We start from the raw sequence: 26,830 nt of genomic DNA on the forward strand, positions 1-26,830 counted from the left end.
TCAGGAGCCGTATACGAGGCCCGTACGTACGGTTCTGTGAGAGCGAAGAAGTCGGGAAATTATTCCCGACTTCTAGCTACTCGATTATCTTATGAAAAATTAAATGTTCCTTATTTCTCGCATATTACATCGGCGAAATCAAAGAACAAATGGTTCAGTTCAATCTGTCCTATATCGGGAGCAACATACACGCAAGCATAAACATAATATTGGGAGTTTTCGTTCTGCATCAGCGTAAATTGGGAAGCTGTTGCTCCTTTCAATAAGGAGCCTTGAAGTTTATCAATTTTATCTGCATTTTCAGTAATATCAATGGCTCGTACAACATAGCCAAACATAATATTTTGTAGGTAGTAGGAGGAATATTTAGGATGTGGATTAGGACTGAAGAATCGCTCCACCCCCTTCGTTATATAATTTTGATTAAGTGTGATTGAGCCGTCAATACGTTTACATTCGATAATATAATAGGCTTTTTCATCTCGAAAGTAGTCCCCGGAAATAACTTTGATATCCGTTCTTCCAATATAATGGTCGGTCTCTCTATCATAGTGTTCCGGCGATTGAGGCTCATATCGGAAAATACCCGGTTCTGTGTTTAGGTACACAGCAATCAATCTGTTGGTGATAGCATCCTCATTGTTTTTCAACAGGTTGTCTGTAGCAATACAATCCACTTTCATTTGTTTACTGCATTTGGTAAGATGGGCAATTATGACATTTATGATACCGATGTCAAACGCGCTGTTTATTGTCTCGTTTTTGAAACCTCCCATCAGTTTTCCCCTCCATTTTTTCTGGAAAGGATTTGATCTGTTAATTCCATTAAATCGAGTCTTGCTATTGCAGGATGCCAATTCTTATAATAATTTGGCTTGATGATATAGAAAGAATGTTCATCAAAGTACATGATATCCTTGAGCCAATAAAATAGTTCGTTCGTTTTATGTGCAGATAATTTTGCGAACATCTTTTTCTGATTGTCGGTATTGTCATCTACGACCACCAACCACTCAGCAGGTTTTTCGTCGAGAACAATCACCTCAATAGCCCCATAATGTTTTGAGACAGTAGGGTAGACGTTTATTTGCATATATTTTTCCGCGCCTAAAAATATTTCTGACAAATAGTTATAGAAAGACTTCCCATATATTTCATAGTCCGGTATAGTCGCTTTACGTTTAGCATCGGTATCATTTTTTCCTGTTAGTTGCGGTGTTTGTATGCGAAGGGCATAATCAACAAACTCATTTTCAGACAATCCAAAGGCTTTAAGAATTGTCCGGTTGAGTATATCAATTTCATCAGAAGCATCTGTACTGGTGATGAAGCCGTCATCTTGCCTTTTAATTGCTTGTATATGTTCAACTTGTCTCGCGATGTCTTCGCTAAAAACAAAGGGAAAAGACAACACCTCTCCTATTTGGCGTTTTTCTCTTTCAATTCCTATAAATGAACCAAGCATGAGATTAAAATAAGCATATAACTTTGAGTTTAATAATCCAACGGCATTAAGCAAGAATGCTTTCTGGCTTAACGAACCCTTGATCGCATAGACAACCTCATGAAACACAAAATCAACTTCAGAGTATACCGCCTCCATTGTATAATCTGTCATATCAGGCCCCTGCATGACGAGACAATATGGCGCACGAAATAAAGCTTCATTACGCGGCCTGTGTATTTTTTGCTTTGCGAAAGGCGACGTATTGTTTTCAAATAGCACAAAGTGATTTATTGCGGTTCTTGAGTCAAGGAGCGGACGCCCCAAAAGATGGGATGCAGGATTTAAATCCCCATCATTATATTGCACCCCTGTCCCTTTTATAATGGGAGGGTGCTGATTTTTAATACTTTCTTCTAATGTCTTAGTTGTTGTTTTCAGTTTGCGTATGGTATCGATATCACCCGTTAATCCGTAAACTAAAGTTTTCCATGCCCAGTCATTCTCTATCAGCAATTTCTGCTGTACACTTTTAACATCAGTCTTGTCTAAAACGATAATATTGAACAATCGGAAGAACTCATTTCTTTTCATAGAAATATGCTCAAACCTGTTTTCTGTCTGATTCTCATCTGAAAAATTGTACGTCAAAACAATAGCAGGAGCTTCTGCGTTTTTGAACACAAGCTTCCTAACCGACGATAGCTCAATTACACTCTTTATTTTTATGTTTGTTAGTAAATACTTGCGGAATTTCTTTGAAGGACCGCTTTGCATATAGAGCATTTTGGAGTGCAGAACAAAACAACACGTTGCGTTTTCTTTGTTGAAATCTTTTGAACGCAGAATAAATGCTCGGCAGGTATCATTATTTTGCATATACTGCATATGTCCATGCTCTCGGCAATAGTCCACATGCTTACCCGGTTTGCTCCCCCAAGGCGGATTGCCTATTATAAAGTCAAAAGGAGTTTTTTGTAAGGTCTTCAATCCATCTTCATCGAAAAAATCGCATACCAACAAATTAGTCCCTCTCAAATTAGGCAAAGGGAACTGTTTTAGGGTTTTGGGGTTTTTATAATCCAACACAGCCAAGTAAAGCGAGAATATCGCTACATCAATGGCACTCGGATTAAGGTCAACACCAAAGATATTATTTTTTAACGTATCACATAAAAGGTCATCGTTTTCGGTATACAACTCGCCGTTTAATTTACTTTCAATCATGCGACGATAACTATCTACTAAGAATACCCCCGAGCCACAGGACGGGTCGAGAATCTTACAAGACTCATTATTTTGAATATGTTTATCTATCGTCATATCAAGAATGTAGTCAACTAAATATTTGGGCGTATAGAAAGCATTATCCTTGTCCCGTGCTTCTTCCCCAAGAAGAATTTCATAAATATTGCTAATCAATTCAACCGGGATTACATTAAAATCATATAAGGCGAAAAGGGATAGCTGTCCTGAACGTGTAGAACTATCAGCGGACAGAAAATCCTTTAGTTCCCTGAGTGCTGATTCTGTCAGGTTGTCTGGTGTCTCGCTGTCAAGTTCAAAAAGGTTTCCGTTAAATTTGCCCTTCAAATGAGCAAAAAGTTTGTACAAAGCAACCCTATCGCTTAGCAATGCCAGCAATGCTTCCCTCGAAACCGCAACATCGGAAGAAAAGCCTGGGCAGTCTAAGTCTACACCACGGTCAATTAAATATCGAATAAATATCAAGCGAAGCACAAGTTTAGTCGCAAATGTTACTTTGTGGTCGTTCCTTAATTTGTCCGTAAGGTAAGTAAGGTTATCTAATAACGCATCATTCAGCTTTTTGCCGCTAAACTTTTGGGAATACTTCTCCCAAAAGCTATGGTCTGTAATTTCCCAAAATGAGAATGGAGAATTTTCATCAACTGCATGAAATGAAATTGTCTCCGCTTCCGTAAGGAGATGAGTTCTTTGTTCAAGCGTACATCCGTTGAATATTTTAATAGTCGATGTGCCGCAGAATATAGCTACCGGAATCTGTGCATTCCAGATTTTCCGGCTTATGATTTTTTGCTCATCTTGATTTAACGGTTCTTCAAAGAAAAGAACGAAAGGTTCATCATCCACCATATATGCTGCAAACGGAGACAACTCAGTTAATATCTTGCTTGTATGCGCAGTCAAAGTATTTGAATCATAGTGATTACTCTTGTATTTTAGGCAGGGAGAATCAGCGTACCCAAGCCGCTTTATAATCTCATTCAAATGTTTGCTCATGAATCTCACTTCCCCCTTTTATAAACTGCGCTTACCGATCAGTTGTTAACAAAACTTGCACTTTCCGATTTTAGCCACTCCTTGACCTCAGCATTGAACAGAGGATTGCCGTAGTGGTGTCTTTGCAAAAATGTCCTTTAGCAACATGACATTAACCTCCAATTATTTCCTGATGGTAGTAATTCTGGCGGCTCTTGTCCTGCCGTCGATAGGTTTGGGTGTGTCTTTTGGGATAAGCCATGCTCTGCCTAACTTTCTCGCGCCCTTAACCCGCCCCTTTGTACAAAGAGATTGGATACGACGTGCTGATATGCCCCAAAGTTGTGCAGCTTGCTGCGGCGTTATCCAATCAAGCTCCATAGTCAAACCTCCCCATATTGTTTTTAGTATACTACGGTCGGGCGTATCTTGTCAATGACTTTTCCTTTCCCCTATGCTCACGGACCAGCGCATAACGTCACTTTTTACCCAAATAATTACCTGCACAATCCAAATCCCTATCTATGGTTCAATAAAAAAACAAAAGAAAGCCACCTAAAGGGGAGCCATCCACATACAAAAAAAAGCTCCCAGTTTAGAATCTTAAATATAAGGGAAATCATATTTCCCAGAAATTATTTCCAGTAAATAATCCCAGCAGGGAATATAAAAATGCCGGAGAAGATGTAAGGGTGAAAAACGTCGCAAGGGGGGCGAGAGATGAGTAGTGTATTATCCAGGATTGTGCCAAAGCGAATACGCCGGAAACATGGAAAATATGTAAAGAAATACCTCTCCCCTGTCGTAGTGGCAGCCTGTTGGATTTTCAGGTGGCGGGTGTTCTGGCTGCTGGTGTTCTCTTTCATATGTGCTACCATTTGGTATCCCCCTGTGGGGGACCAGTTTGTTGACTTCATGGCCCGGAGGGAACCGCCCCTGAGCGATCTGCCGGTCGATGCTAAACTGGACTTAGAGACCACAATTGCCTACAAAAAGGAAAAGATCGTTATTGTCAGGACAAATCTGAATAATGTGGCCCTTCTCGTAGGAAGTCATCTGGGGCTTGGGGATGCTGCCAATCGTAAACTAGCCAGTGCCAGCACAACAATGCCGGTTACGTCAAGCATAGAGAAAATATATGTGCCTCAAGATGAGAAGAAACCTGATTTAACCTCATTTGAGATTGTCAAGGACAACCTTTATGATGCCTTCAAGTCATATATGGATTTGATGGCAGTGCAGATTGTCACAATTGATAACAAACCTGTACTGGTTGATGATGAAGGCAGGATAGTTCCCTATGACAAAACTGATAAAATTCTGCGCTGGGCGCGTCTGATTGAGGAAGCGGCGAATAAGTATGATGTCGATCCGGCGATAATCGCGGCGATAATAGAACAGGAATCGGGCGGCAGTGCGGAGGCGGTCAGCCGTGCCGGAGCAATAGGCTTGATGCAGCTAATGCCGGGAACTGCCAGGGGGTTAGGGGTTGACCCTTATGACCCCGCGCAGAATATAGATGGGGGTACCAGGTATTTTCTTTACCAGTACAGGACCTTTGGCAGTATCGAACTGGCCTGTGCGGCCTATAATGCCGGTCCTAATAATGTGAAAAACGGCCGATACCTGTATATTCCGGAAACACAGGGCTATATGTCAAATGTGCCGCGGCTGGTGGAAAAATACCGGAGGGCATTTGAGGCCAAACAATAAAAGCAGTGGAATTATTCCACTGCTTTTTCCACTGTTGTCTGAGTGTAATTAAAGTTTGGGGTTGAAGCTGAGGGAAGTTTCAGGTTTTCTTCCTGCTCAATCAATATGGGAATTTTGAAAAGGGTCTTCAGGTTGTCGACTATGCCAAAGGGGATTGAAATACCCTTATCAAGAGAGTTTGGCTCTCCAATGGCTTTTATAGTATAAGGATACGAAATGCGGACTCCGTTAATAAGTACTGCGATATATTCACTGTCAGGCATTATGGAGGTGCTGTTTGTAATCCGGAAGCCGTTAACACAAACTGCTTCAGCCCCGGAATTCCATAATTCGTTTATTATGTCAACTATATCCTGATATCCAAAGTAATTCTGGTCATTCTCCGGAATAGTTACAGTAATGCCCGGACCTTCCACGGGAACAGTGCCGAGGGCTGTATTAAGCTTCTGCTGTTCCCTTGACATAGCTTCAAGGGCTGTTTTATTTTGGTCGGCGCTCTGCTGCAGCAGTTTTAACTGTGTTCTCAGATCCCAGACCTCTTGAATAAGCTGGTAGTACTTGGTAGTGAGGTTCTTTGCGATTGCTGCCAGGGTTTCGTTACTCTGGTAGTTCAGGTCATCGGCCATTGCCTGGTGGGTTTTGAACTGCAGGGAAAGCAGCAGGCCAAGGCAGGCAAAGGCGACTATAAGGGTTAAAGGCCATTTTTTTGCGAACATTAGGACACCTCGCGAACCGTGGATTTTCTTTTAGCGACCGGTGGCAGTAGTTTATCAATCAGTTCACGCCTGATAATTGCCAGGTTCTGAAATATTCTGATGCCAAAAACGAAAATAGCAACATAGTAAAGGTCGACACCAATCCAGTCTCCCATCAGGACCATGAAAGCTGAAATTGAGCCATTGATGAAAAAACCTGACATCAGGATAGCGCCATCATATTTTTCCAGCATAACTCCTTTAATTCCGCCGAGGGTTGAGTCAAGGGTTGCTAAAATAGCTACTGAGAGATAAGTTGCGAAGCTGGCAGGCAATGCCAAGGTTAAAGCCTGACCTGCCAGAAACCCAAGGAGAAGGGCCAACACTGCCAATACCATTATTCCACACCGTCCTTTGACTGGATTGGAGTTGCATAATTGAAGGTGTAACTTCCTTTATAAGCCGGAATAACAACATCATCCTTGACCTGCAGGGTCACTGGGAACTTGCTGAGTTCCAGGGTAGTGAATTCCCCGCTCCTGACCATTTCTTCCATCAGCTCCGGATTCCCAGTTGCGCGTATTTCATAGGGAGGCGCCAAACGATGAGTATTGACCAGGATGATATTTCCGGCACATCTGATATCACTGGTTGATACCACCCTGCTGTTATTTACGGAAATTGCTTCTGCTCCGGCAGCTCGCAGGTCATTTACAATATACAGGATACTGGTGTAATGGATGATGTAAAGATTGGCTTCTTCGGTTGTGGCCGTCCGTGCTCTATCCTGATCATTGAGAGTAATTATTATTCCGGGGCCGCTCACCCTGGTGAGGCCTGACAAAAACCGGAGTCTTTCCAGTTCCTGCTGCAGAGGTTTTAGTTCTGTCTGAGTTGCCGTGGCCAGTTGATGTTCTTCGATGCTGTCTCTGATGCCGGTAATCTCTGTTTCCAGCTCATGATTCTTCTGTTCCTGTGTCTTAATTATGTTGACCAGGCCTTCATTCCTGGCGGCTAATGGGTTAAAATCCTGCAGCTGGGTTTTCAGGTTTGAAGTAAACAGGGTGCCAAACAAAAGACACACCAGAGTTATAGAAAGATGCCATTTTTCCAGTTTCAAGGCCGGATTCTCCCTTCCTTCCCCTTCCCATACACCCGGCAGAGGAATATAGTAAATGGATTTGAGTAAATATGCTGCACCTGGTGTTCTGGGATAATACTATTTTCTATAATCGTGAATAAACTCCTGCTTTGGATATCCAAGAAAAAATTACGGGAAATAGGAGTTTTTAGGAAATTTAAACAAAAGAAAAAGGTGAGAATTTACTTAATGTCGAATTATTAGAATAGAGTGCGAAAATAGGCTAAGTGCAGGCCTGATTACACATAATATTAAGGTTAACGCGAGTTTAGAACGGTTGATAGAAATGAGGTGTCACAATGCTGTTCCAGCTGCCGGCAGTTAATTTAATCAATATCTTCGACATGTTGGTTGTGGCAGCTTTGATCTATAAACTATTTCAATGGATTAAAGGTACCAGAGCCGTGCAGCTATTAAAGGGGATTGTCGTCCTGCTGATAGCGACTACTATCAGTGACTGGCTCGGGCTCTATACGATTAACTGGATTTTGAACAATATCAGGACAATGGTTGTTGTTGCCATTCCTGTTGTATTCCAGCCGGAACTGCGCCGGGCTCTGGAACGCATTGGGAGGGGCAAGTTTTTTGCCAGGCCGTTTACTTTTCTGGAGGAAGAGGATACCGACCGGGTTATCAATGAGATTATCAGGGCTGTTGTGACCATGTCCAAAAACAAAACCGGGGCTTTAATCGTCTTAGAGAGGGAAACCGGTATCAATGATTATATAGAAACAGGAGTAAGCTTGGATTCGGTTATTTCAGGAGAATTTATGATTAATATTTTTATCCCCAATTCGCCGCTTCATGATGGGGCAGTTATCATCCGGGGAGATCGGGTGGCTGCGGCCGGTTGTTTTCTTCCCCTCACTGAAAACCCCAACCTGGGTAAGGAACTGGGAACACGCCACCGGGCGGCGATAGGTATTACCGAGATATCAGATGCTGTTGCCATAGTGGTTTCAGAAGAGACAGGCACCATTTCCCTGGCCCGTGAAGGGAGGATTACTCGTAATTATGACGAAAAAACTCTCCGGGAAGTTCTGGTGGGAATGCTTATTCAGAAGACAAATAATTATACGCCATTCTGGTACAGGAGGTCATAAGTGTGGGATGGTTCGGAAAGGGAGACTGGGGCCTGAAAATACTGTCAGTAATTCTGGCGGTTGTGCTGTGGGTATATGTCTCCAATGAGCTAAACCCAACTAAATATAAAGAGTTTAAAGCTGTACCGGTTGAAGTTAAGGGTGTCGGGCAGAATCTGGCAGTTTCGGAAATGCCGGGTACGGTAAATGTCCGGGTCCAGGCCAACCAAAACCTGATCGCTGACCTTGATGTGCGCTCAATCGAGGTTTATGTTGACCTGACCAGGGTTAAACCGGGAGAAACGGTGGTTCCGGTACGGGTTAAGGCTCCGACAGGAGTCAAGGTCGCTGACCTCAGGCCTCGGCAGATGCCGGTGAAAATTGAATCTATGGCCGAAAAGCAGGTCTTAGTACAGGCCAGTTACCTGAATTCGCCTAAGGAGGGGTACAAGCTCCTGGCTGTGAAGACAAAGCCTGATGAGGTTATCATCAGGGGACCCAAGAGCGTGATTGACCGGGTGACTGCGGTTTCTATTGACATTCAGCTGAAAGACAGGGAAAAGTCATTTGGAGAGACTCTGCCTATAAAGGTTGTTGATGATACAGGCAACTTCAGGGAAGAACGGTTTGTTACCAGAACTCCGTCGGTAGTTGATGTATTTATCACGATTGTTCCTGATCTGCCTGTCAGGAAGGTAAAGGTTAACCCCCAGATTACCGGTACGCCTGCGGCCGGATATACTGTACTGACAACTGTAATTGAACCCGAGGAACTCAATATTACAGGTGAACCGGAAGCTATTAACGGCATTGATCGTGTGTCTACCCAGCCGGTGAATATCAGCGGCGCTAAAGAGGATGTCTATACGGAGGTGGGCCCGGATCTGCCCCAGGGGGTTTCGGCAGACAGGCAATCTCTGAGAGTACTGGTTAAAATAGGACCGGACTAAGCACGTAACAGACAACACGGTACAGAGCATATTATACATTGACAGTGTATCGCTATAGGAATATAATTTTTTATGATTGCAGTGGATTATGGTTTGCCGCTGCCTCAGGCGGGGGTTGTAATGTTATACAGGGTAACTGACATAAAAGTTGATATTGATGCTGATTCCGGAGATGTATCAGGGCATATTGCCAGGAGACTGTCTGTTTCTCCGGAAGAGGTCGGGGATTATACCATAGTAAAAAAGGCTCTGGATGCCAGGAAAAAGAACCGCCTCTTTTTTGTTTATACAGTTGATGTTTCTCTTGGCAAGAAGGCTGCTGCGAGCATTGCGCGCCGGAAGGTGTCCGGGGTCGCTATAAGGGAACCTGAACCGGAACCTGCGGTGACACTGGGAATGGCTGCTATGACGCATCGTCCTGTGATTGTCGGGGCCGGACCTGCCGGAATTTTTGCTGCCCTGACCCTGGCCCGGAATGGCTTCCGTCCCCTGGTACTTGAGCGGGGCATGGATGTAGCCACTCGTGCCAGAGATGTGGAACAGTTCTGGCTTACCAGGATTTTGGATACTGAGTCAAATGTCCAGTTTGGCGAGGGTGGGGCCGGTACTTTTTCCGATGGCAAGCTGACCACCAGAATCAACGACAGCCGTGTCCAGGGCGTCTTGAACGATTTTGTGGCTGCCGGCGCGACTGAAGAGATTCTGTATCTGAATAAGCCCCATATCGGTACCGATAAGTTAAGAACTGTGGTCAAAAACCTGCGTCTTCTTCTGGAGGAAATGGGTGGGGAAATATATTTTGGGTCCAGGGTAACTGACTTGATTATCGAAAATGCCGTGGTCAGAGGTGTCGTCATTAACGGGGAGCGGGAGATTCCTGCCGGTGTGGTGATTGCGGCACTGGGTCACAGCGCCCGGGATACTTATGAAATGCTGGAACAGGCCGGCTGTCCGATGGAACAAAAGGCTTTTTCCATCGGGGTGAGGGTGGAACACCCGCAGCGAATGATAGATGAGGCTCAGTATGGCAGTTTTGCCGGACATCCCCGGCTGGGAGCGGCTGATTACCAGCTAGTGCACAAGAGTAAGGATACGGGAAGGGCAGCTTATACCTTCTGTATGTGCCCCGGGGGCAGGGTGGTGGCTGCGGCATCTGAGGAAAATACGGTGGTAACTAATGGTATGAGTGATTATGCCAGGGACACAGGTGTGGCCAACAGCGCGGTGGTGGTGTCGGTGACCCCGGATGATTTTGGCAGCCTGCAGCCCCTTGCCGGGGTTGAGTTTCAGCGCAAATGGGAAAAAGCGGCGTACAAGGCAGGCGGCGGGGATTATAATGCTCCGGCACAGCTGATGGAGGACTTCCTGACCGGCAGGGCTTCCAACAGTCTTGCTGAAGCCCCATGGGGCACATATCTTCCGGGTCTGCAGCCAGGGGATCTGCATGAGTGTCTGCCCGGTTATGTGACTAAAATGCTGGAAGAGGCCATGGAGTCATTTGACCGGAAAATAAAGGGTTTTGCCATGCCCCAGGCTCTATTGACGGGGGTGGAGACAAGGACATCGGCCCCAGTGAGACTGGTCAGGGACGCCAACCGGCAGTCTGTTGGCCTGGAAGGGCTGTATCCCGCAGGAGAAGGGGCCGGGTATGCAGGCGGTATCATTAGCGCTGCCGTTGATGGGATCAGGGTGGCGGAAGCTGTGATAGGGAAATTTCGCGGGGAGCTCAGATGAAAATTGGCGGAGCTATTTTGTAAATGAGCTATAGAAGGGGCGTTTATAAAATGAGAGAATTATTTGGGACCGATGGGGTCCGGGGAGTTGCCAACAGAGACCTGACCCCGGAATTGGCATATAAAATTGGCCGGGCGGGGGCCTATACCCTCACCAGAAATGCCAAAAGGCCGGTAAAACCGGCGGTAGTCATCGGGAAGGATACCAGGATTTCAGGTGATATGCTGGAAGCTGCCCTGATTGCCGGTATTTGCTCAGTGGGGGTGGACGTTCTTCGTGTCGGAGTGATGCCCACACCTGCCATTGCCTTTCTTACCAGAGAACTTAAAGCCGCTGCCGGAGTAGTCATCTCTGCTTCTCATAATCCTGTTGAAGATAATGGAATTAAGTTTTTTGCCGCTACCGGCTATAAGCTGCCGGATGAAGTTGAAATCGAAATTGAGCGGCTGATAAGGGAGGGGATCCCCGAAACCAACCGTCCTGTAGGGTCAGAGATAGGTTCAGTAAGGGAAATTGCCGATGCCGGTGACCGGTATGTACGGTTTGCTGCAAGTACTGTTGATTGTTCCCTGGAAGGCTTGAGGATAGTTATCGATTGTGCCAATGGCGCTGCTTCCGTCCTTTCTCCCCGGATTTTCCGGGAGTTGGGCGCTGAGGTAATCCCTGTTTACAGTGATCCTGATGGGATTAATATAAACAAGGACTGTGGTTCTACCCATCCTGCGGTGGTTGCCGGTAAGGTGGCCGAGTATGGAGCGGACCTTGGCCTAGCCCATGATGGGGATGCAGACAGGGTGATAGCTGTTGATGAAGAAGGTAGTATTGTTGACGGAGACCACATTATGGTCATTTGTGGGACCCATCTGAAAAGGAAGGGAAAGCTGTCCCAGGACACGGTTGTAGTTACCGTTATGAGCAACCTCGGCCTCAGGCTGGGGCTGAAGAATGAGAACATCAGGGTGCTGGAAACCCAGGTGGGAGACCGGTATGTGATGGAAGAACTCCTGAAATGCGGAGCCACTTTCGGTGGGGAACAGTCAGGGCATATTATTTTCCTGGAACACAATACCACAGGTGACGGGATTGTGACAGGGCTGCAGCTTGCTGCTGTGGTTAGGGAAACCGGAAAAACACTGAGCGAACTGGCTGCCCAGATGGAGCGCCTGCCTCAGGTGCTGGTCAATGTCAGGGTCCGTGACAAGGCGGCAGCTATGGAAGCCCCGGAAGTAACTGCAGCCATCCGCAGGGGTGAGGAGGTCCTGGGTGACACCGGACGAATCCTGGTAAGGCCGTCCGGGACTGAGCCCAAAGTGCGGGTGATGGCCGAGGGGCCGGATGAAAAGCAGCTGGAAGAGATTGTTGAAGGGATTGCTGTGATTATTTCCAGGGTGGCGGGATAACGGCAGGCGTTACAATATAACAATTGTTGCCGGTTGGAGAGTGGGGATAATTATAATATAATGGAGGGAGGTGATGAAAGCAGGTGTTTCAGTAAAAAGACAAATTAATATTGAAAAAGCGCCTGAACTCAGAGACAGTGTGATTCTGAGTTGACGAGGACGGGGGTTTATCGATGGTTCGGCGGGTACCCCCCGGTTTACCACAACCGTAAAACGGCATACAAAACCGTCCGGTGACGGGCGGCACAAAGGTGCCGGGTGGTTAAAATGAAGGAGAGGTTAGAACAATATGTGTGGAATTGTTGGATATATCGGCCCCAGGTCAGTGGTGCCGGTTTTATTAGATGGTTTGAAAAAGCTGGAATACCGTGGTTATGATTCAGCAGGTGTGGCTGTAATAGAGAAAAATAAGATACTGATTGTGAAGAGTCTGGGGAAGATCGCCAAATTAGATGAAAAAATTGATGCCTATACACCTGAGGGAAATGTCGGTATTGGTCATACCCGGTGGGCTACCCATGGGAGGCCTTCTGATGTGAATTCTCACCCGCATTCCGACTGTACAGGCAAGTTTGCGGTGGTACACAATGGTATCATCGAGAACTATCTTGAACTGAAGGAATGGCTGGAATCCGAGGGACATGAATTTGTTTCAGAGACAGATACAGAGGTAATCCCACACCTGGTGGAGCATTTTTACCAGGGAGACCTGGAAGAAGCTGTCCGGGAAGTGGCCGGGAAACTGGAAGGGTCCTATGCCCTGGTGGTCCTGGCAAAAAAAGAACCCGGCAAGCTGGTGGCTGTGCGTAAGGACAGCCCGCTTGTGGTTGGACTGGGTGACGGGGAGTATTTCCTGGCATCAGACATTCCGGCTACTCTGGCATATACCAGGGACAATTACATCCTCAATGACCGGGAAGTTGCCGTGCTTACAAAAGAGGGAGTCAGGGTAACGGATTTTGACGGTAATGAAATTGAGAAAGAGGTCTACCATGTTCAGTGGGATGCGGTTGCCGCCGAAAAAGGCGGTTACCCGCACTTCATGCTGAAAGAAATATATGAACAGCCCAGGGCAATCAGGGAAACAATGGGCAGCAGGCTGTCTGCCGACAACAAACAGGTAATTCTCAATGAACTCGATATGCTTAATGGACAGATCAGTGAAATAAAGAATATTTTCATTGTAGCCTGCGGCACTGCCTATCATGCCGGTATGGTCGGGAAATATGTCATTGAAGACCTGGCCAGGATACCTGTTACAGTGGATATTGCCTCTGAGTTCCGCTACCGTAACCCGTTAATCAATAAAGGTGATTTGGTGATTGTAGTCAGCCAGTCAGGGGAAACTGCAGATACCCTTGCTGCCCTGAGAGAGTCCAAAAAACACGGGGCCAAAGTCCTGGCAGTTACCAATGTGGTGGGCAGCTCCGTTGCCAGGGAGGCTGATGCCGTTATTTACACCCTGGCAGGGCCGGAGATTGCGGTGGCCTCAACAAAGGCATATTCCACCCAGCTTATTGCAATGTTCTTACTGGGGATCTACTTTGCCCAGGAGAGAGGGACTATAGATGCGGAATATGCGGAAAAGCTGATTACTGAGATGCGGGAACTGCCTGCCAAGGCCCAGGAAATCCTGAATGACCTGGAAGACCTGGAGAGTTTCCTGAAGAAATACGCCGAAGCCCAGAACACCTTTTTTCTGGGGCGCGGCCTGGACTATGCGGTGGCTATGGAAGGCTGCCTGAAGCTGAAGGAAATCTCATATATGCATGCCGAGGCTTATGCTGCAGGGGAGCTGAAACACGGGACCCTGGCGCTTATAGTTGACGGTGTGCCGGTAGTGGCCCTGGCAACCCAGATGGACCTGTATGACAAGATGGTGAGCAACATTAAGGAAGTCAAGGCCAGGGATGCCCAGGTTATCGGGGTGACCTTCCACGGGAATAAGGAGTTTAAGAAGGTCGTTGACCATGTGGTCTATATACCGGTGACAGAAAGGATTCTGGCCCCGGTGCTGACGGTGATTCCGCTGCAGCTTTTGGCATATCATATAGCGGTGGCCAGGGGCTGTGATGTGGATAAGCCGCGGAACCTGGCCAAGAGTGTGACTGTGGAGTAGGCATGGGGGGTTGGTATTGCTTTTTCTGATTCATAGAAAAAAAGTTCTTTACTTGGAAATAAAGTTATTTACTTTGTAAAAAAGTTGTTTACTGGCTATTATTATGAGATAATCATAATAGTAGCTTTTTCTTTTTTTGGAGGAATATACAATGGCAAAACGTAGAAATGGGTGGAATGAAGATAAAATTGTCCGGTACTTTACCGAGGGACGGGGGAGCGGCGAACTATCGAATTATAAGCCTTGGCTAACTATTCAAGATGTTCCCTCGGCAGGTCGGGTTCACCGTTTAAAAGGATGGAAAACTAACCGTATTCATCACCTCCTTTCGGACCTGGAACGCGACTATTTTTACCTGCTAGATTGGGCGAGCGATGTAATAGATATTCGGGAACAATACCCACTAAATCGCGAGAAAACGGTTCAGATAGCAGAAAAGAAGCGAATAAGTCATCCTGTAGATTCTGTAACTAGGATCCCTATAGTATGTACTACAGATTTTTTAATTACCGTCCGGCAGGGTAATAAAATCTTACACTTAGCAAGAACTACGAAGCCCTATCAGGAGCTAAACGATAAACGAGTAATTGAGAAATTTGAAATTGAACGGCAGTATTGGGGTGATGCAGGTGTTGACTGGGGGATAGTAACTGAATTGGAGTTACCAAAGGAAATTTGTAAGAACATCGGCTGGGTTCATAGTTCTTATAATATGGAGGAAGAGGATATAGACCTAGCAGTTACCCTGTATGATTATATTAAAGGTAAGGACGCATTGATTTTGGACATATTGAAATTGTTTGATGAATACTATGCCTTTGAAGCTGGAACAGCGCTTTCTTGTCTTAAATACCTTATTGCACACAAATATGTAGGCATAGATATGGACAAGCCCCTAGACCTGCGAGCCTCGCTATCTAGTTTAGACTTTTCCTTATCAAATAAACCAAAGGGACGGTTGGCAACGTGAATTTATTAGTCAATGAGTTATTAAAAAACTCACAAACAAATAGAATCTTCCGTGTCTTATGGGTGGACAATGGAAATGTCCTAGCTTACTTGATAGATGTTGAAGACAAAAAGGCTTTTCCGTTTGCAGTAGGGGTAAATGAAATAAAGGAAGAGCTTATTGAAGATGAATTAATGAAAATTAAGCAAGATGATTTTCTACCCGTTATTAGTGATAAAACTAATAAAAAAAATATTGCGATTAGGGATAAAGCTTGGGCTGTCATTAAAGATATTATTACCAACGTGCCGGATATTTTTGATAGAGATAAGCGAGGTCAAATGATTGCAGAAGTGATGGAAAAACATGTAATTACCAAGCCTACTGTATATAAATATCTGCGGCGGTATTGGCAAAGAGGACAGACACCTAACGCCTTACTGCCGGATTACAGTAAGTCCGGTGGAAAAGGCAAGGATAAGGCTTCAGGCAGTAAAAAACGAGGACGCCCTCGTAAAAAGTTTACAGGCATTAACGTAGATCAATCTATTAAAAAAGTATTTCGTGTTGCCTTGGAAAAATATTATTTGTCCACTAAGAAAAACAGCATACCGGCGGCCTATAATATGATGATTAAAGAGTTTTATGCGGAAGATTATTATTATGAGGATGGTATCAAGAAAGTAATTATTGCAGATGAAGAAGAATTACCCTCTTTGGATCAATTCCGCTACTGGTATAACAAAGAATATAATGTCGAAGAAGTGACGGTTGCCAGGCAGGGACGCAAGAAATATGAAAAAGATTTCCGGGCTGTATTAGGTTCTTCCACTGCGGAAGTGATTGGTCCGGGTTCACGTTACCAGATTGATGCAACAGTTGCCGATGTATATTTGATATCGCGCTATAATCCTGACTGGATTATTGGGCGACCGGTCATTTATCTGGTCGTAGACGTATTTAGTCGGCTGGTTACCGGCATCTACATAGGGCTTGAAGGCCCCTCATGGATAGGGGCTATGATGGCTCTAGCTAATGTTGCTGCTGACAAGCAGGAATTCTGTCGCGAATACGGGATAGAGATTCCCAGGGAAGCATGGCCTGTGCAGCATTTTCCTGAAATACTTCTAGCAGATAGGGGTGAGCTGGAAGGGTACAATGTGGAGAGGTTAATTTCCGCATTTAACATACATGTTGAAAATACAACACCGTACCGAGCTGATTGGAAAGCGATAGTAGAAAAACAATTCGATACAATTCAGCGGAAAGTGAAACCCTTTTTACCCGGTTATGTAGATAAAGATTTTCAAGAACGGGGAGCACGCGATTACAGGCTGGATGGTAAGCTGACTATCGAACAATTTACCCAGTTAATCCTAAAACAAGTAATCTATTATAATACGAAGCATTATTTGAAGGATTATCTTCGTGATGTAGATATGATTGAAGACGAAGTGGAGCCTACTCCTTTAAAATTATGGAACTGGGGGCTTCAAAATCGCTCCGGAAAGCTAAGGTATTTCCCGGAGGAACTGGTTAAGCTACATTTACTGCCACAATCACAAGCAACTGTAACCTATAAAGGCATCAAAATAAAGGGTATGTGCTACAGCTGCGAACGGGCCTTAAAAGAATTCTGGTTCCCAACTGCACGGCAGAAAGGGAGCTGGAAAATAAAAGCTGCCTTTGATCCAAGAAATATGTCATCAATTTACTTAGTAAATGACGAAAACTCATTTGACACTTGCCACTTACTTACGGGTCAAAGGCGTTACGAAAATAAAACATTGGATGAAATTAATTATCTCCTTGAATATGAAAAACAGATGCAAAAAGAAGCCGAACACGGACAATTGCAAAAAGAAGTTGATTTAATTTCTGACGCAGAAGCCATTGTGAAACCAGCAGTTAAGAAAGCCAACGAGCAGCAGTCCAAAGCTATCAGTAAAACACAAAAAACTAAAGATATCCAAGAAAATCGCAAGAATGAACGTGATGCCAGGAAAAAAGAAGAGGCATTCTCTTTGGACAAAAAGCAAAAAACAAACAAACCAGCTGATGTAGTACCGATAAATAAACAAACGGCGGATGATGAAAAAGGACGATATGCCCGTCCAACAATTAAAGAGTTCTTGAGAAAAAAGGGAAGGAAAAATGACCATGAATAATTATAATGGCTATACCCAGGCACAGGAGGCAACTTATCACGAACAGGAACTTGTTGATTTTCAGGGCAACCCCCTGATTGAGGCATTACCGCCGATTTTATCCCCGGATGATGCTTTTGATAAGCTAAGTTTCTATCCCGAATATGATGAAAAGGAACGTCAACTGTCCCACCACCTGCGGTATCATGCGTTGATACGCTTAACGAGATTTTTCCAACCAGTTATGCAGCATCTTGACTTGGAACAGCGTTTTTCCAGGCTGCTGCGATATGGGTATGTAGGACGTAACCCTCTCACCCCAGAGTATACCAAACAATTAAATATTGCCCATCAAGTCTTAAATAGTAAGAGCGTACCGGCTGACATTCGTTCCACTGCTTCAAGCTTTACCTTGATGGGTTTTTCGGGTATCGGCAAGACAACTGCCATTGAAAGGATATTATCTCTCTACCCGCAGTTACTAATCCATAAACATCCGTTGAATATAACGCAAATTGTCTGGCTGAAACTGAATTGCCCTCACGACGGTTCCTTAAAATCACTATGCATGGATTTTTTTATAAAAATTGATCGGCTGCTCGGCACTAATTATTACGACCGGTTTGGAGGTCGGCGGAATTCAATCAGCTCCATGGTGACACGTATGGGCCAGATTGCTCGTCTTCACTGTATCGGTGCCTTAATTATCGATGAAATTCAGCACTTGTTAACGGCTAAAAGCAGTGGTTCGGAAAAGATGATGAACTTCTTTGTAACACTGGTTAACGAAATAGGTGTTCCTGTTATGATGATTGGTACCATGAGGGCCAGGAGTATTCTACAGCAGGATTTTCGGCAAGCCCGCCGCGGTAGCGGTCAGGGTGACATGGTGTGGCAGCAGATGCAAAAAGGTGATGACTGGGACCTACTTATTGAGAACATGTGGCAATATCAGATGACGAGGCAGAAGATTGAGCTAACCGAGGAATTAAACAATACTCTATATGAACAAAGCCAGGGGATTGTGGATATTGCTGTCAAACTTTTTGTGCTCTCCCAAGGGCGTGCTATTGAAACAGGCGACGAGATTATTACTCCCGGTATGATACGAACAGTGGCTTTGGACGATCTAAAACTTGTCCAACCGATGCTAAAAGCTCTGAAATCAGGATTAGTTTCTGAAATTGAGAAATATGAAGACATCATACCAATGAATATCGAGGACTATCTCCAATATCGTATTTCAAATATTGACCTCAAGGCAGCAATTCAAAAGAAGAAAGAAAAACAGGCTGAAGCCCGGCAAAAGCGAGAGACGTCAATGTTAGAAAAGGTGATTTTGGCGCTTATTGGTTTGGATATTGATGCCGGGTTAGCAGAGAAAGCAGCAACCACTGTCTTAAAGCAAAATCCAAACATATCGCAGGCAGAGTTAATGCAAAGTGCCCTTACCTTTATAGCAGAACGAGATGCACAAAAGAAGAAAAAGAAACCAAAAGTAGATGTGAATGAGCTGCAAAAGATTGTGAATCAGGGTAAGAAAAGGAAAGTATCCGCTTATAAGGCGTTGCAGGAGGCGGGTTATATTAAAAATCCTTTGGACGAATTTGCGGTATGAGAAGGTGAAAAAATGCTGCCTTTTTTTCCAAGGCTTTATGAAGATGAAATATTATACAGTTGGTTGGCCCGTTATCACCTGCGTTCCTGCAATGTCAGCCCTAAAGCAACTATGAACGATTTATTCGGTTCTTCGAATGTTCTGGCCGTACCTGATTTGCCAACACATTTGGATGGGCTATATCAGCGGATTAAGCATTTCGATATACCTGAAGTAAAGCATTGGATTGAAAAACATACATTCTTTAATTACTACACTCTATTTGGCAAAGAAGGCGTAAGTCAGCAGGTTTTTGATGCTATGACTACCGGGAGTAGGCTGGGAGCAATTCATATGATGACAGGTATGATGGCGAGTAGCATTTCCGAGCCTACCTATTTTCGCTTTTGTCCATACTGTGTTGAGGAAGACTTTGAAAAGTTCGGTGAAACCTACTGGCATTTATCACACCAGTTGCCAGGTGTTTTGGTATGTCTGAAGCATGACGGATTGCTTCAGAATTCTTTGGAACGCTTTCGTGGCAAAAATAAGCATACTTATGAGGCTGCAACAAAGGAAAACTGTAATTTCAGTGTCAAACCGCCCAAATATAACGACAAAACGATTAGCCATTTGAAGGAGATTGCTGCTGATATCTTAAAACTTTCCGTTGGTTACTATAGTTTTTCCTGGTCCGGCATTCAAAGTTCCTATAAATATTTACTGCAAAAGCACGACTTTGCAACGGTAAATGGAACGGTAAATCAGAGAACGCTTGCCGAAGAGTTTTGCTGGTTCTATGGTGATGAATTACTGGTAGCCCTACAATCACAGGTTGATACTGACAATCCTGCTTGTTGGCTTAAAGCAATAACTCGCAAACATCGGAAAGCCTTTCATCCTATACGTCACCTATTGTTCATCCAATTTTTTAAAGAGGGCATCGATACTTTTTATCAGTATGCTGATAAAACCTACCAACCTTTCGGCAGAGGGCCGTATCCTTGTTTGAATGCAGCTGCAGATCATTATAAGCAGCTTGTTATTTCAAATGTCAACGTGACTATTTGCACAGATACTCGGAATCCTGTGGGTACCTTCTCTTGTTCGTGTGGTTTTATCTACTCTAGAAGAGGGCCGGATAGAACCCTGGAGGATTGTTATAGGATCGGTACTATTAAGCAGTTTGGCCCTGTTTGGGAAGATAAGCTGCAGCAGCTCATCTATGCCGAGAAGTTGAGTTGTTATGCTGCTGCCAAGAAAGTAAATGTTGATATCGCAACTGTAAAAAAGTATGCAAATACAAAAATGAAGGCGGTATCTCCTAAAGCAATTGATTGGTCGGATCTATTATCTGAAAAACAGGCTCAATGGTTACAGCTTCAAGATAAAAACCCGAATTCATCCAAGACGCAACTGAGGAATGTTGATCCTGCTTTATACACTTGGTTATATCGACATGCACGTAAGTGGCTAGAAAATAATTCTCCGAAAAAGCAGGCTTCTCCTACTGTAAACAAGCGTGTGGACTGGAAACAAAGAGATAGCGAGTTGGTAAAAGAAATCTTTGTAGCTGTTACAGGATTATTATCTGCTAAAAAGCCTGTGCACATAAATATTAGTAGAATTGGTAAAGAAATCGGCAAATTAGCCCTACTTGAGAAACATTTGGAAAAATTACCATTAACAGCAGCTTATCTAAGTCAGGTGGTTGAAACGAGAGAGCAGTTTCAAATCCGTCGGGTTCAATGGGCAGCAAAGCGTTTATTTGAACATCAAGAAGAAATTTCTGAATGGAAAATGAAACGTATAGCTGGACTAAAATCTACCGTTTCAGATAAAGTGCAGCAAGAAATTATGACTCAAGCCAGACAGTATCAACTGCATTGAGAATTGAGGTGTAACTGTGGCTTCAATAAAACTAAGACCATGGCCATTCAAAGGCCGGATTGTTAAATTACATTGGTTTGGCCATGTGAGGTTAGCCGAAGGAAATAAATGGCGTATTACGGCAGCTTTTGAAGACCGACGAAAAATAGAATTAATTCAATTCCCAATTGGACTGCTACCGGTTCTAAAGATCGGTCAATATTATCAAAATGGGCAAGCCTTAATATCTCAAGCAGCGGGAAATATTTATAAGGCATACATAAAGGACTTAAGTGACGGGCTTACGGAAAACTCACTAGATGTTTGCCGTATTTTTAATTATTTCCTCTACGGAAACGCTGAATTGATCCAACAAAATGTATGGTGTTTTCAATCCCATGGGACCTATTACTATATCCCGCATGTTGAATTGGTCAGGGCCTTTTTTGCTAAGAATAAGGTACTGGCAAATGCCTTACTTCGTCCAAATGGATTAGTTTATTTATTGTATCACCATCATTTTAATAACCGGCAAGCGATATTAGATTTTTCACGGGAAATTCCAGCTTCAGTAGTTAATGACGATTTTGTGCAGCATTTTTCCTGGGTCTATCTAATACCGGAAGTACGTAATTCCTTTGAGTCGGTCCAAACAAATGTTTACGCCCAGGCAGCAGCGTCCAACTATGGTTTAGCATATGGTCAAGCCGTAGAACTAGCTGTACCTAAACTGGTAAATTCTAATTTTACTTTCCGGGGGAAATGCATTGACCGCCGTGTTCTGATATATGAGCTGCTTAGCTTTTCAGCAGTAGAGTTGCTAGTTGACCGGATAGATTATAGCCACCAATCAATTAAAAGACGTGTCTTTTCCAATAGCCCAAAGAAGAAACGTATTTCTTTGCAGGGAAAGGAACAAAATTTTGAAATTAATAATGAGGACTTGGCTAGAGAAGATACCCACCAGCCTGTTGTGGAGAGTGAAGCTACCCAAATGATTTTTGTAAATAATCCTGAAATCAATCGTGTAGCCAAGTATGAGCAGCAAATCAATCAAGGGGATAGCTATGTCTCTAAACAAGGGAAAGGTGGTGCTGCATTTATTGCTGCCAGTGTTGATGAATCCATTGCTGGCGGCAGTATTCAACCTATAGAGTTTAAGACCCTTGAAATTGTATACGAAACAGACAGTTTTGAGTTAGAAGATTTTTATGAAATGATTAAGCGCCTAGAAGAAATATATCCCAAGTTGAGGATTTCAATGAATCTTGTCAATTTACCTCCTGGCCGGAAATTCTCCTGGCTACCTGATGGGCGAAGGAGAGTCTGTGCCATTGTTAATGTTTGCGGCGCCGGAGGAAGAACCGCTTATATCTTGGAAGTTGCTCGCCCAGATCAACGTTCCCTATCAACATTAATCGTACAATTTCCCCAGGAAGAAAATCGGGAACAAGAAGAAAAAGCCATTAAAGAATTACTTATTAATTTAGTCCTAAATAGTGGTAATTGGCCTACTAAATTACTTAAAAATCTAAACCATACAAAGTTAAGGCATACCAGCACAGACCCCCATCATTGGGCGGAGAGGGTTTATGAGAAGATAATTTATTTCCTTTTAAAATTCATTTGATCATTTAAAATTTTAATAGTATACTCTAAAAGGATAATTGGGGTATTCTGTTGAATTTTACCATTACCCTTCTTTTATTTACTTTTTATGTCGATTTTAACCGCAGGAGGAAGATAAAAGTCTGATATTTGATGTTATTCAGTACACTTTGGGAGCATCTTTATGAAAATATATAAAAGATTTAGAATGGATAATCAAATAACACTTTATAATGGAGACTGTACTAAGCTCCTAAAACAAATCCCTGAAGAAACTGTAGATATTATAATTACCTCTCCTCCATATTGTATCGGAAAAGCATACGAAAATGCACATGATGATATTGAAACCTTCAAGAATCAACATGAGCAAATTTTCCCTGACTTATATAGAATCCTGAAGCCCGGAGGAAGTATCTGCTGGCAGGTAGGTTATCACGTTAATAATTCATCTGTTTATCCACTCGATTACATCGTGTATTCTATTTTTACAGAAGAAAGCAAAAAATTAGAACATCCTTTATTATTGCGTAATCGCATAATATGGACTTTTGGACATGGGTTAAACAGCACACAACGGTTTAGTGGTAGACACGAAATGTTACTCTGGTTTACGAAAGGTAATGGATATAAATTTGATCTTGATAGTATACGAATACCACAAAAATATCCTGGGAAAAAATCATATAAGGGTCCAAACAAGGGGCAGTTAAGTGGGAATATTCTAGGAAAAAACCCATCAGATGTTTGGGACATTCCTAATGTGAAAGCTCAACATGTGGAAAAGACCGAGCATCCTTGTCAGTTTCCCGTTGCAATTCCACGTAGGCTGATAAAAGCATTGACTCCTATAGATGGGCTTGTTTTAGATCCATTTGCAGGATCCGGCACTAGCGGCGTAGCCGCTATTTTAGAGAATCGCAGATTTGTTGGCGCAGAGATATTTCCCGAATATTATAATATCTCAGTTAAACGAATTACAGCTACTATTAACGGAGAGGTCCGAATTCGAGAGGATATACCTGTTGCAGAACCTGATTTAAACTCTTCGGTTGCGAAACTACCGACTGAATTTGCAAGGGCTAGGGGGAAGTTGTGTGATGAGAAAGAAAAAGAAGAAACTAACTGATCGGCAACTAGCTCAGCGTAGAGATGCAGCTTTCCGCAGAAAGATTCGTACTATATTTACTAGTGCAGGCTTTGACCACTTAAACACCTTGAACAAGCATAAAAAAATTGGCAATCGTGTCATTGAAATTGACTCCATCTTTATATATGAAAATATTATACTCATATGTGAAGATACTGGAGCATCTTCTAAGGACAAAGATCATATTCGTACAAAAAAGGAGGCGTTTAACGAAATAAAAGAAAATCTCTCAACTTTTTTTGAATGGTTGTGTGAGTTGTTTCCTGATAGTGAAGAATGTCTTCGCCGATATGGAGAAGAACGCTACATGGTGTTTAATCTTTATTTTTCGCAAAATGAGTTAAATTTGTCTAAAGATGATCTTGCATTGTATGACAACATTATATTTATTGATCCTCAGACTTTGAATTATTTTCATAGAATATCTCAAAGCATAAAGCTTTCTTCCCGTTACGAAATATTCCGTTTCTTAGATTTAAAGAAAGATCAGGTTGGAATATCAACAAGTGAAGCCGGGAAAAAGACAATTAAGGCACCGATTATTTACCCCAAAGATTCAACCGGCCTCTACAATGGTGTTCGTGTTGTATCATTTATGATGTCAGCAGAACTATTGCTCAACACATGCTATGTACTAAGAAAAGATAATTGGGAAGATTCGGTTTGGTTATATCAACGCTTAATTGATACGGAAAAAATCAAAAAGATTCGACGATTTTTAGCCGAAAAAGGAGAAGCATTTTATAATAACATCATAGTCGCTTTACCGAATACCGTTCGATTTGTGGGATCTTCAGGGGACGCTATCTCAATTGAAAGAATTGGTGACTACGAGGAATGTAAATTAGAGATTTGTGATGAATGGAATAGCATCTGCGTTATTGATGGACAACACAGGATTTTTGCACATTTTGAAGGTCCTGAGAATGATGCTCTGGAAAAGAAAATTTCGAAATTGCGAAAAAGGCTGCACCTTTTAGTAACTGGACTTATTTTTCCTTCAGATATGCCCAAAATTGAAAGGGCTCAGATTCAAAGCCAAATTTTTTCTGATATTAACTCAAACGCAAAATCTGTTCCATCAGATGTGTTGCTACATATCCAAATGATTGGCAACCCTTTCTCTGATATAGGTATAGCACGTCGTATTATTGGAAAGTTAAATAAAGAGAGCGTATTCCTTAATATGTTTAGGTTATCTTTAGTGGATGAGTCAAAGATTAAAGTTGCTTCCATTATCAAATTTGCTCTGCGTTATCTAGTTGCAATAAGCCCAGCCGACGGAAAGGTAAGCTTATTTACGTATTGGGATGGAGATAAAAAAGCTGTACTTGCTAAAGAGGACGATGCTTTAGAGTCTTATATTGATTTTTGCGCAAATCAACTGAAGCTGTATTTTTCCGCGGTAAAAAAGAATTTTCGCAGTGCTTGGGAGGCTAACGATTCGAAGATTTTATCTGTAACGTCAATAAACGGTTTTATTATTGCGTTTACGCGCCAGCTAGAAAGTAACGGAATACAAGATTTTAATTTTTACGATGAAAAATTAAAGAGCTTAAACGTCGATTTTTCAAAAGATGTCTTTACTTATACATCTAGTCAATACAGAAAGTTCTCTAACCAGATTCTTCAAGAAGCATTTAAGCTAGAACCAGATAAAGTATAGTTAAAATATTAATCCCCTTAAATAATTAGAGTGACACAAAGGTAGCTTTGGCTTTGTTAAGCAGGATACGCCATCTTTGTGTCACTTTAATTATTTTTTCTGTTTGGGATTAGTAATTGATCCTCACCACGAATGAGACTTCAACTTGCTCTAAGCCGATTCCTAAATTAGCTTTTACTTCATTTATGAACCATAAACAAAGTTCTATTTCATTTGAGATTTTTTGCTGTAGTCTTTTTTGAGATACAATGTCGGCCACATTTTGCAGATTTTTTTTCTGCTCTAGAGTGAATCCGTTATCTTCGAAAAAAAACACATCACCACTTATTGTCAACTTAATTATCGACCGCAATGAAACTCCTCCTTTACATACAGCAACACAAGATTCCTGACTCTAGTATTTGAAGTAGTTACAGCTGAGCTAATCTTTTTAAACGAACCTTCATTTGAAACTGTATTGGGGCAGTATGCTATATTCTCTGATTATTTGTTTTTCGAAAATATTTATGCAGATTGTCTTAAGAATATAATATAATAGGGTTAGAAATATGTTTTTATCTCCAATTTGATGATTTCATTTATTTAATTATAATGACTGTAGCTTTTTGGGAGAAGGCCAAATCCTTTTGGTAAATAAAAAATGGAATTTTGTAGCATTATTTAAAGTAAAGTTCTTTGTGCTGTTTTTGGTGTTATTAATACAAGAGTGATAAACTCAAAGGAGTATTGATAAGTAAATCAGATGCTATAGTAAACGACTTTATTTTCTATATTTTTAAGAGTTTCGTTTGTTGATCAGCTGCAGTAAACAACTTATTTTGAAAATCCGTTGTAATAGAAGAATGTAAAACCTTTGAGAAATAAGGAAAGCCAGTAAACAACTTTATTTTACACAAACATTTTCCCCTTTTTCTGTGTATAATCAGTGTTAGAAAGTGATTATAATAAAATAACCGGGTGCGCTAACACCCGGTTATGGTACAACGTTCCGCACAAGATGAGCGGTCATGGGTTTAGTAGAAAACAGTAGCTACTTACAGGGGGGCTACTGTTTTCCTTTTGCTGTGACTATTTTGAAACAATTAACGATGCAAAAGCAATCATTAATGCCAGGCTCTCAAAAACAGTCATAGTCACCACCCCCTCTTATGGGGATAATGACCGCCCACCCTGCACCTATGCAGTTGTACCGGTATTATTATATCATAAAGGGCCATTGCTGCCAAACGTTTGTTCTGCCGGATTGTTTTTCCATAGAGTAAAATTGTTGTAGGACAAATAAAAACAAGAGACATCCTTCTTTTGGTAAAATGGAAGTAACCACA

21 protein-coding genes are annotated in these 26,830 nt (G+C 42.7%); 13 read left to right on the forward strand and 8 right to left on the reverse strand.

The annotated features are described in order from the left end of the window. Positions 1–110: 110 nt before the first annotated feature. The 3 genes from Ga0451573_RS08905 to Ga0451573_RS08915 form a co-directional block, all read right to left on the reverse strand. Positions 111–776: a hypothetical protein gene (locus Ga0451573_RS08905; protein ID WP_231683541.1), complete on the reverse strand. Its 666-nt coding sequence runs from the start codon at positions 774–776 to the stop codon at positions 111–113. Next, a complete protein-coding gene (locus tag Ga0451573_RS08910; protein WP_231683542.1) occupies positions 776–3,706 on the reverse strand; it encodes an HsdM family class I SAM-dependent methyltransferase in 2,931 nt (976 codons plus the stop codon). The genes Ga0451573_RS08905 and Ga0451573_RS08910 overlap by 1 nt, the downstream gene beginning before the upstream one ends. Positions 3,707–3,868: 162 nt before the next feature. After that, entirely contained in the window at positions 3,869–4,066 is a 198-nt protein-coding gene (locus Ga0451573_RS08915) for a helix-turn-helix domain-containing protein (protein ID WP_231683543.1), read from the reverse strand. 339 nt (positions 4,067–4,405) lie between these two features. Here Ga0451573_RS08915 and Ga0451573_RS08920 point away from each other — a divergent pair, with 339 nt between their 5' ends. Then, positions 4,406–5,398, forward strand: a complete 993-nt coding sequence (locus tag Ga0451573_RS08920; RefSeq protein ID WP_231683544.1) for a lytic transglycosylase domain-containing protein — start codon at positions 4,406–4,408, stop codon at positions 5,396–5,398. Between the two features lie 11 nt (positions 5,399–5,409). Here Ga0451573_RS08920 and Ga0451573_RS08925 read toward each other — a convergent pair whose 3' ends face one another. The 3 genes from Ga0451573_RS08925 to Ga0451573_RS08935 are packed head-to-tail and all read right to left on the reverse strand — an operon-like array spanning position 5,410 to position 7,213. Continuing rightward, a complete protein-coding gene (locus Ga0451573_RS08925; RefSeq protein ID WP_231683545.1) occupies positions 5,410–6,114 on the reverse strand; it encodes a DUF881 domain-containing protein in 705 nt (234 codons plus the stop codon). Beyond that, the gene (locus Ga0451573_RS08930) at positions 6,114–6,491 is read right to left on the reverse strand and encodes a small basic family protein (protein ID WP_231683546.1); all 378 of its coding nucleotides are present in this window, start codon (positions 6,489–6,491) and stop codon (positions 6,114–6,116) included. The genes Ga0451573_RS08925 and Ga0451573_RS08930 overlap by 1 nt, the downstream gene beginning before the upstream one ends. Further along, positions 6,491–7,213 (reverse strand): DUF881 domain-containing protein, encoded by a 723-nt coding sequence (locus Ga0451573_RS08935; RefSeq protein WP_231683547.1) that lies wholly within the window; start codon positions 7,211–7,213, stop codon positions 6,491–6,493. Before Ga0451573_RS08935 ends, Ga0451573_RS08930 begins: the two co-directional genes overlap by 1 nt. A 320-nt stretch (positions 7,214–7,533) precedes the next feature. On the opposite strand from Ga0451573_RS08935, the gene cdaA reads away from it, so the two are divergent. The 12 genes from cdaA to Ga0451573_RS08995 all read left to right on the forward strand — a co-directional run bounded on the left by cdaA (position 7,534) and on the right by Ga0451573_RS08995 (position 25,505). Continuing rightward, positions 7,534–8,337: a diadenylate cyclase CdaA gene (gene cdaA / locus Ga0451573_RS08940; protein ID WP_231683548.1), complete on the forward strand. Its 804-nt coding sequence runs from the start codon at positions 7,534–7,536 to the stop codon at positions 8,335–8,337. Positions 8,338–8,339: 2 nt separating this feature from the next. Then, positions 8,340–9,266: a CdaR family protein gene (locus Ga0451573_RS08945; protein ID WP_231683549.1), complete on the forward strand. Its 927-nt coding sequence runs from the start codon at positions 8,340–8,342 to the stop codon at positions 9,264–9,266. Positions 9,267–9,386: 120 nt separating this feature from the next. Continuing rightward, positions 9,387–11,000, forward strand: coding sequence for an NAD(P)/FAD-dependent oxidoreductase (locus tag Ga0451573_RS08950; RefSeq protein WP_231683550.1), 1,614 nt, complete (start codon positions 9,387–9,389; stop codon positions 10,998–11,000). A 50-nt stretch (positions 11,001–11,050) separates the two neighbouring features. Beyond that, complete coding sequence (glmM, locus tag Ga0451573_RS08955; RefSeq protein WP_231683551.1) at positions 11,051–12,400, forward strand: phosphoglucosamine mutase; 1,350 nt, start codon at positions 11,051–11,053, stop codon at positions 12,398–12,400. A 289-nt stretch (positions 12,401–12,689) separates the two neighbouring features. Further along, on the forward strand, positions 12,690–14,519 hold the full coding sequence (glmS, locus tag Ga0451573_RS08960) for a glutamine--fructose-6-phosphate transaminase (isomerizing) (protein WP_231683552.1): 1,830 nt from the start codon (positions 12,690–12,692) through the stop codon (positions 14,517–14,519). 151 nt (positions 14,520–14,670) lie between these two features. Next, entirely contained in the window at positions 14,671–15,489 is an 819-nt protein-coding gene (locus tag Ga0451573_RS08965; RefSeq protein ID WP_231683553.1) for a TnsA endonuclease N-terminal domain-containing protein, read from the forward strand. Then, on the forward strand, positions 15,486–17,636 hold the full coding sequence (locus Ga0451573_RS08970; RefSeq protein ID WP_231683554.1) for a Mu transposase C-terminal domain-containing protein: 2,151 nt from the start codon (positions 15,486–15,488) through the stop codon (positions 17,634–17,636). Before Ga0451573_RS08965 ends, Ga0451573_RS08970 begins: the two co-directional genes overlap by 4 nt. Then, the gene (locus Ga0451573_RS08975) at positions 17,629–19,233 is read left to right on the forward strand and encodes an ATP-binding protein (protein ID WP_231683555.1); all 1,605 of its coding nucleotides are present in this window, start codon (positions 17,629–17,631) and stop codon (positions 19,231–19,233) included. Before Ga0451573_RS08970 ends, Ga0451573_RS08975 begins: the two co-directional genes overlap by 8 nt. 12 nt (positions 19,234–19,245) lie before the next feature. Continuing rightward, positions 19,246–21,102, forward strand: coding sequence for a TnsD family transposase (locus tag Ga0451573_RS08980; protein WP_231683556.1), 1,857 nt, complete (start codon positions 19,246–19,248; stop codon positions 21,100–21,102). A gap of 16 nt (positions 21,103–21,118) precedes the next feature. After that, positions 21,119–22,711 carry a Tn7-like element transposition protein TnsE gene (locus Ga0451573_RS20060; protein ID WP_231683557.1) on the forward strand — a complete coding sequence of 531 codons (1,593 nt, stop codon included), beginning with the start codon at positions 21,119–21,121 and terminating at the stop codon, positions 22,709–22,711. A gap of 162 nt (positions 22,712–22,873) precedes the next feature. Next, on the forward strand, positions 22,874–23,818 hold the full coding sequence (locus Ga0451573_RS08990) for a DNA-methyltransferase (RefSeq protein ID WP_231683558.1): 945 nt from the start codon (positions 22,874–22,876) through the stop codon (positions 23,816–23,818). Beyond that, entirely contained in the window at positions 23,790–25,505 is a 1,716-nt protein-coding gene (locus Ga0451573_RS08995) for a DGQHR domain-containing protein (RefSeq protein ID WP_231683710.1), read from the forward strand. The genes Ga0451573_RS08990 and Ga0451573_RS08995 overlap by 29 nt, the downstream gene beginning before the upstream one ends. Positions 25,506–25,614: 109 nt before the next feature. Here Ga0451573_RS08995 and Ga0451573_RS09000 read toward each other — a convergent pair whose 3' ends face one another. Both Ga0451573_RS09000 and Ga0451573_RS20280 read right to left on the reverse strand, forming a co-directional pair. Then, the gene (locus Ga0451573_RS09000; protein ID WP_231683559.1) at positions 25,615–25,857 is read right to left on the reverse strand and encodes a hypothetical protein; all 243 of its coding nucleotides are present in this window, start codon (positions 25,855–25,857) and stop codon (positions 25,615–25,617) included. Positions 25,858–26,573: 716 nt separating this feature from the next. Further along, the gene (locus Ga0451573_RS20280) at positions 26,574–26,636 is read right to left on the reverse strand and encodes a putative holin-like toxin (RefSeq protein ID WP_353740071.1); all 63 of its coding nucleotides are present in this window, start codon (positions 26,634–26,636) and stop codon (positions 26,574–26,576) included. Between the last annotated feature and the right edge of the window lie 194 nt (positions 26,637–26,830).

Source organism: Phosphitispora fastidiosa, from assembly GCF_019008365.1.
In the GTDB taxonomy this organism is placed as follows: domain Bacteria; phylum Bacillota; class Thermincolia; order Thermincolales; family UBA2595; genus Phosphitispora; species Phosphitispora fastidiosa.

Excerpts from the sequence above, each read along its gene's own strand:
- Ga0451573_RS08915 (WP_231683543.1), bottom strand. The coding sequence starts at position 4,066 with ATGGAGCTTGATTGGATAACGCCGCAGCAAGCTGCACAACTTTGGGGC.
- Ga0451573_RS08950 (WP_231683550.1), top strand. The coding sequence starts at position 9,387 with ATGTTATACAGGGTAACTGACATAAAAGTTGATATTGATGCTGATTCC.
- Ga0451573_RS08995 (WP_231683710.1), top strand. The coding sequence starts at position 23,790 with ATGAGAAAGAAAAAGAAGAAACTAACTGATCGGCAACTAGCTCAGCGT.
- Ga0451573_RS08980 (WP_231683556.1), top strand. The coding sequence starts at position 19,246 with ATGCTGCCTTTTTTTCCAAGGCTTTATGAAGATGAAATATTATACAGT.
- Ga0451573_RS08910 (WP_231683542.1), bottom strand. The coding sequence starts at position 3,706 with ATGAGCAAACATTTGAATGAGATTATAAAGCGGCTTGGGTACGCTGAT.
- Ga0451573_RS08920 (WP_231683544.1), top strand. The coding sequence starts at position 4,406 with ATGAGTAGTGTATTATCCAGGATTGTGCCAAAGCGAATACGCCGGAAA.
- Ga0451573_RS08990 (WP_231683558.1), top strand. The coding sequence starts at position 22,874 with ATGAAAATATATAAAAGATTTAGAATGGATAATCAAATAACACTTTAT.
- Ga0451573_RS08975 (WP_231683555.1), top strand. The coding sequence starts at position 17,629 with ATGAATAATTATAATGGCTATACCCAGGCACAGGAGGCAACTTATCAC.
- cdaA (WP_231683548.1), top strand. The coding sequence starts at position 7,534 with ATGCTGTTCCAGCTGCCGGCAGTTAATTTAATCAATATCTTCGACATG.
- Ga0451573_RS08965 (WP_231683553.1), top strand. The coding sequence starts at position 14,671 with ATGGCAAAACGTAGAAATGGGTGGAATGAAGATAAAATTGTCCGGTAC.
- glmM (WP_231683551.1), top strand. The coding sequence starts at position 11,051 with ATGAGAGAATTATTTGGGACCGATGGGGTCCGGGGAGTTGCCAACAGA.
- Ga0451573_RS08925 (WP_231683545.1), bottom strand. The coding sequence starts at position 6,114 with ATGTTCGCAAAAAAATGGCCTTTAACCCTTATAGTCGCCTTTGCCTGC.
- Ga0451573_RS08905 (WP_231683541.1), bottom strand. The coding sequence starts at position 776 with ATGGGAGGTTTCAAAAACGAGACAATAAACAGCGCGTTTGACATCGGT.
- glmS (WP_231683552.1), top strand. The coding sequence starts at position 12,690 with ATGTGTGGAATTGTTGGATATATCGGCCCCAGGTCAGTGGTGCCGGTT.
- Ga0451573_RS08930 (WP_231683546.1), bottom strand. The coding sequence starts at position 6,491 with ATGGTATTGGCAGTGTTGGCCCTTCTCCTTGGGTTTCTGGCAGGTCAG.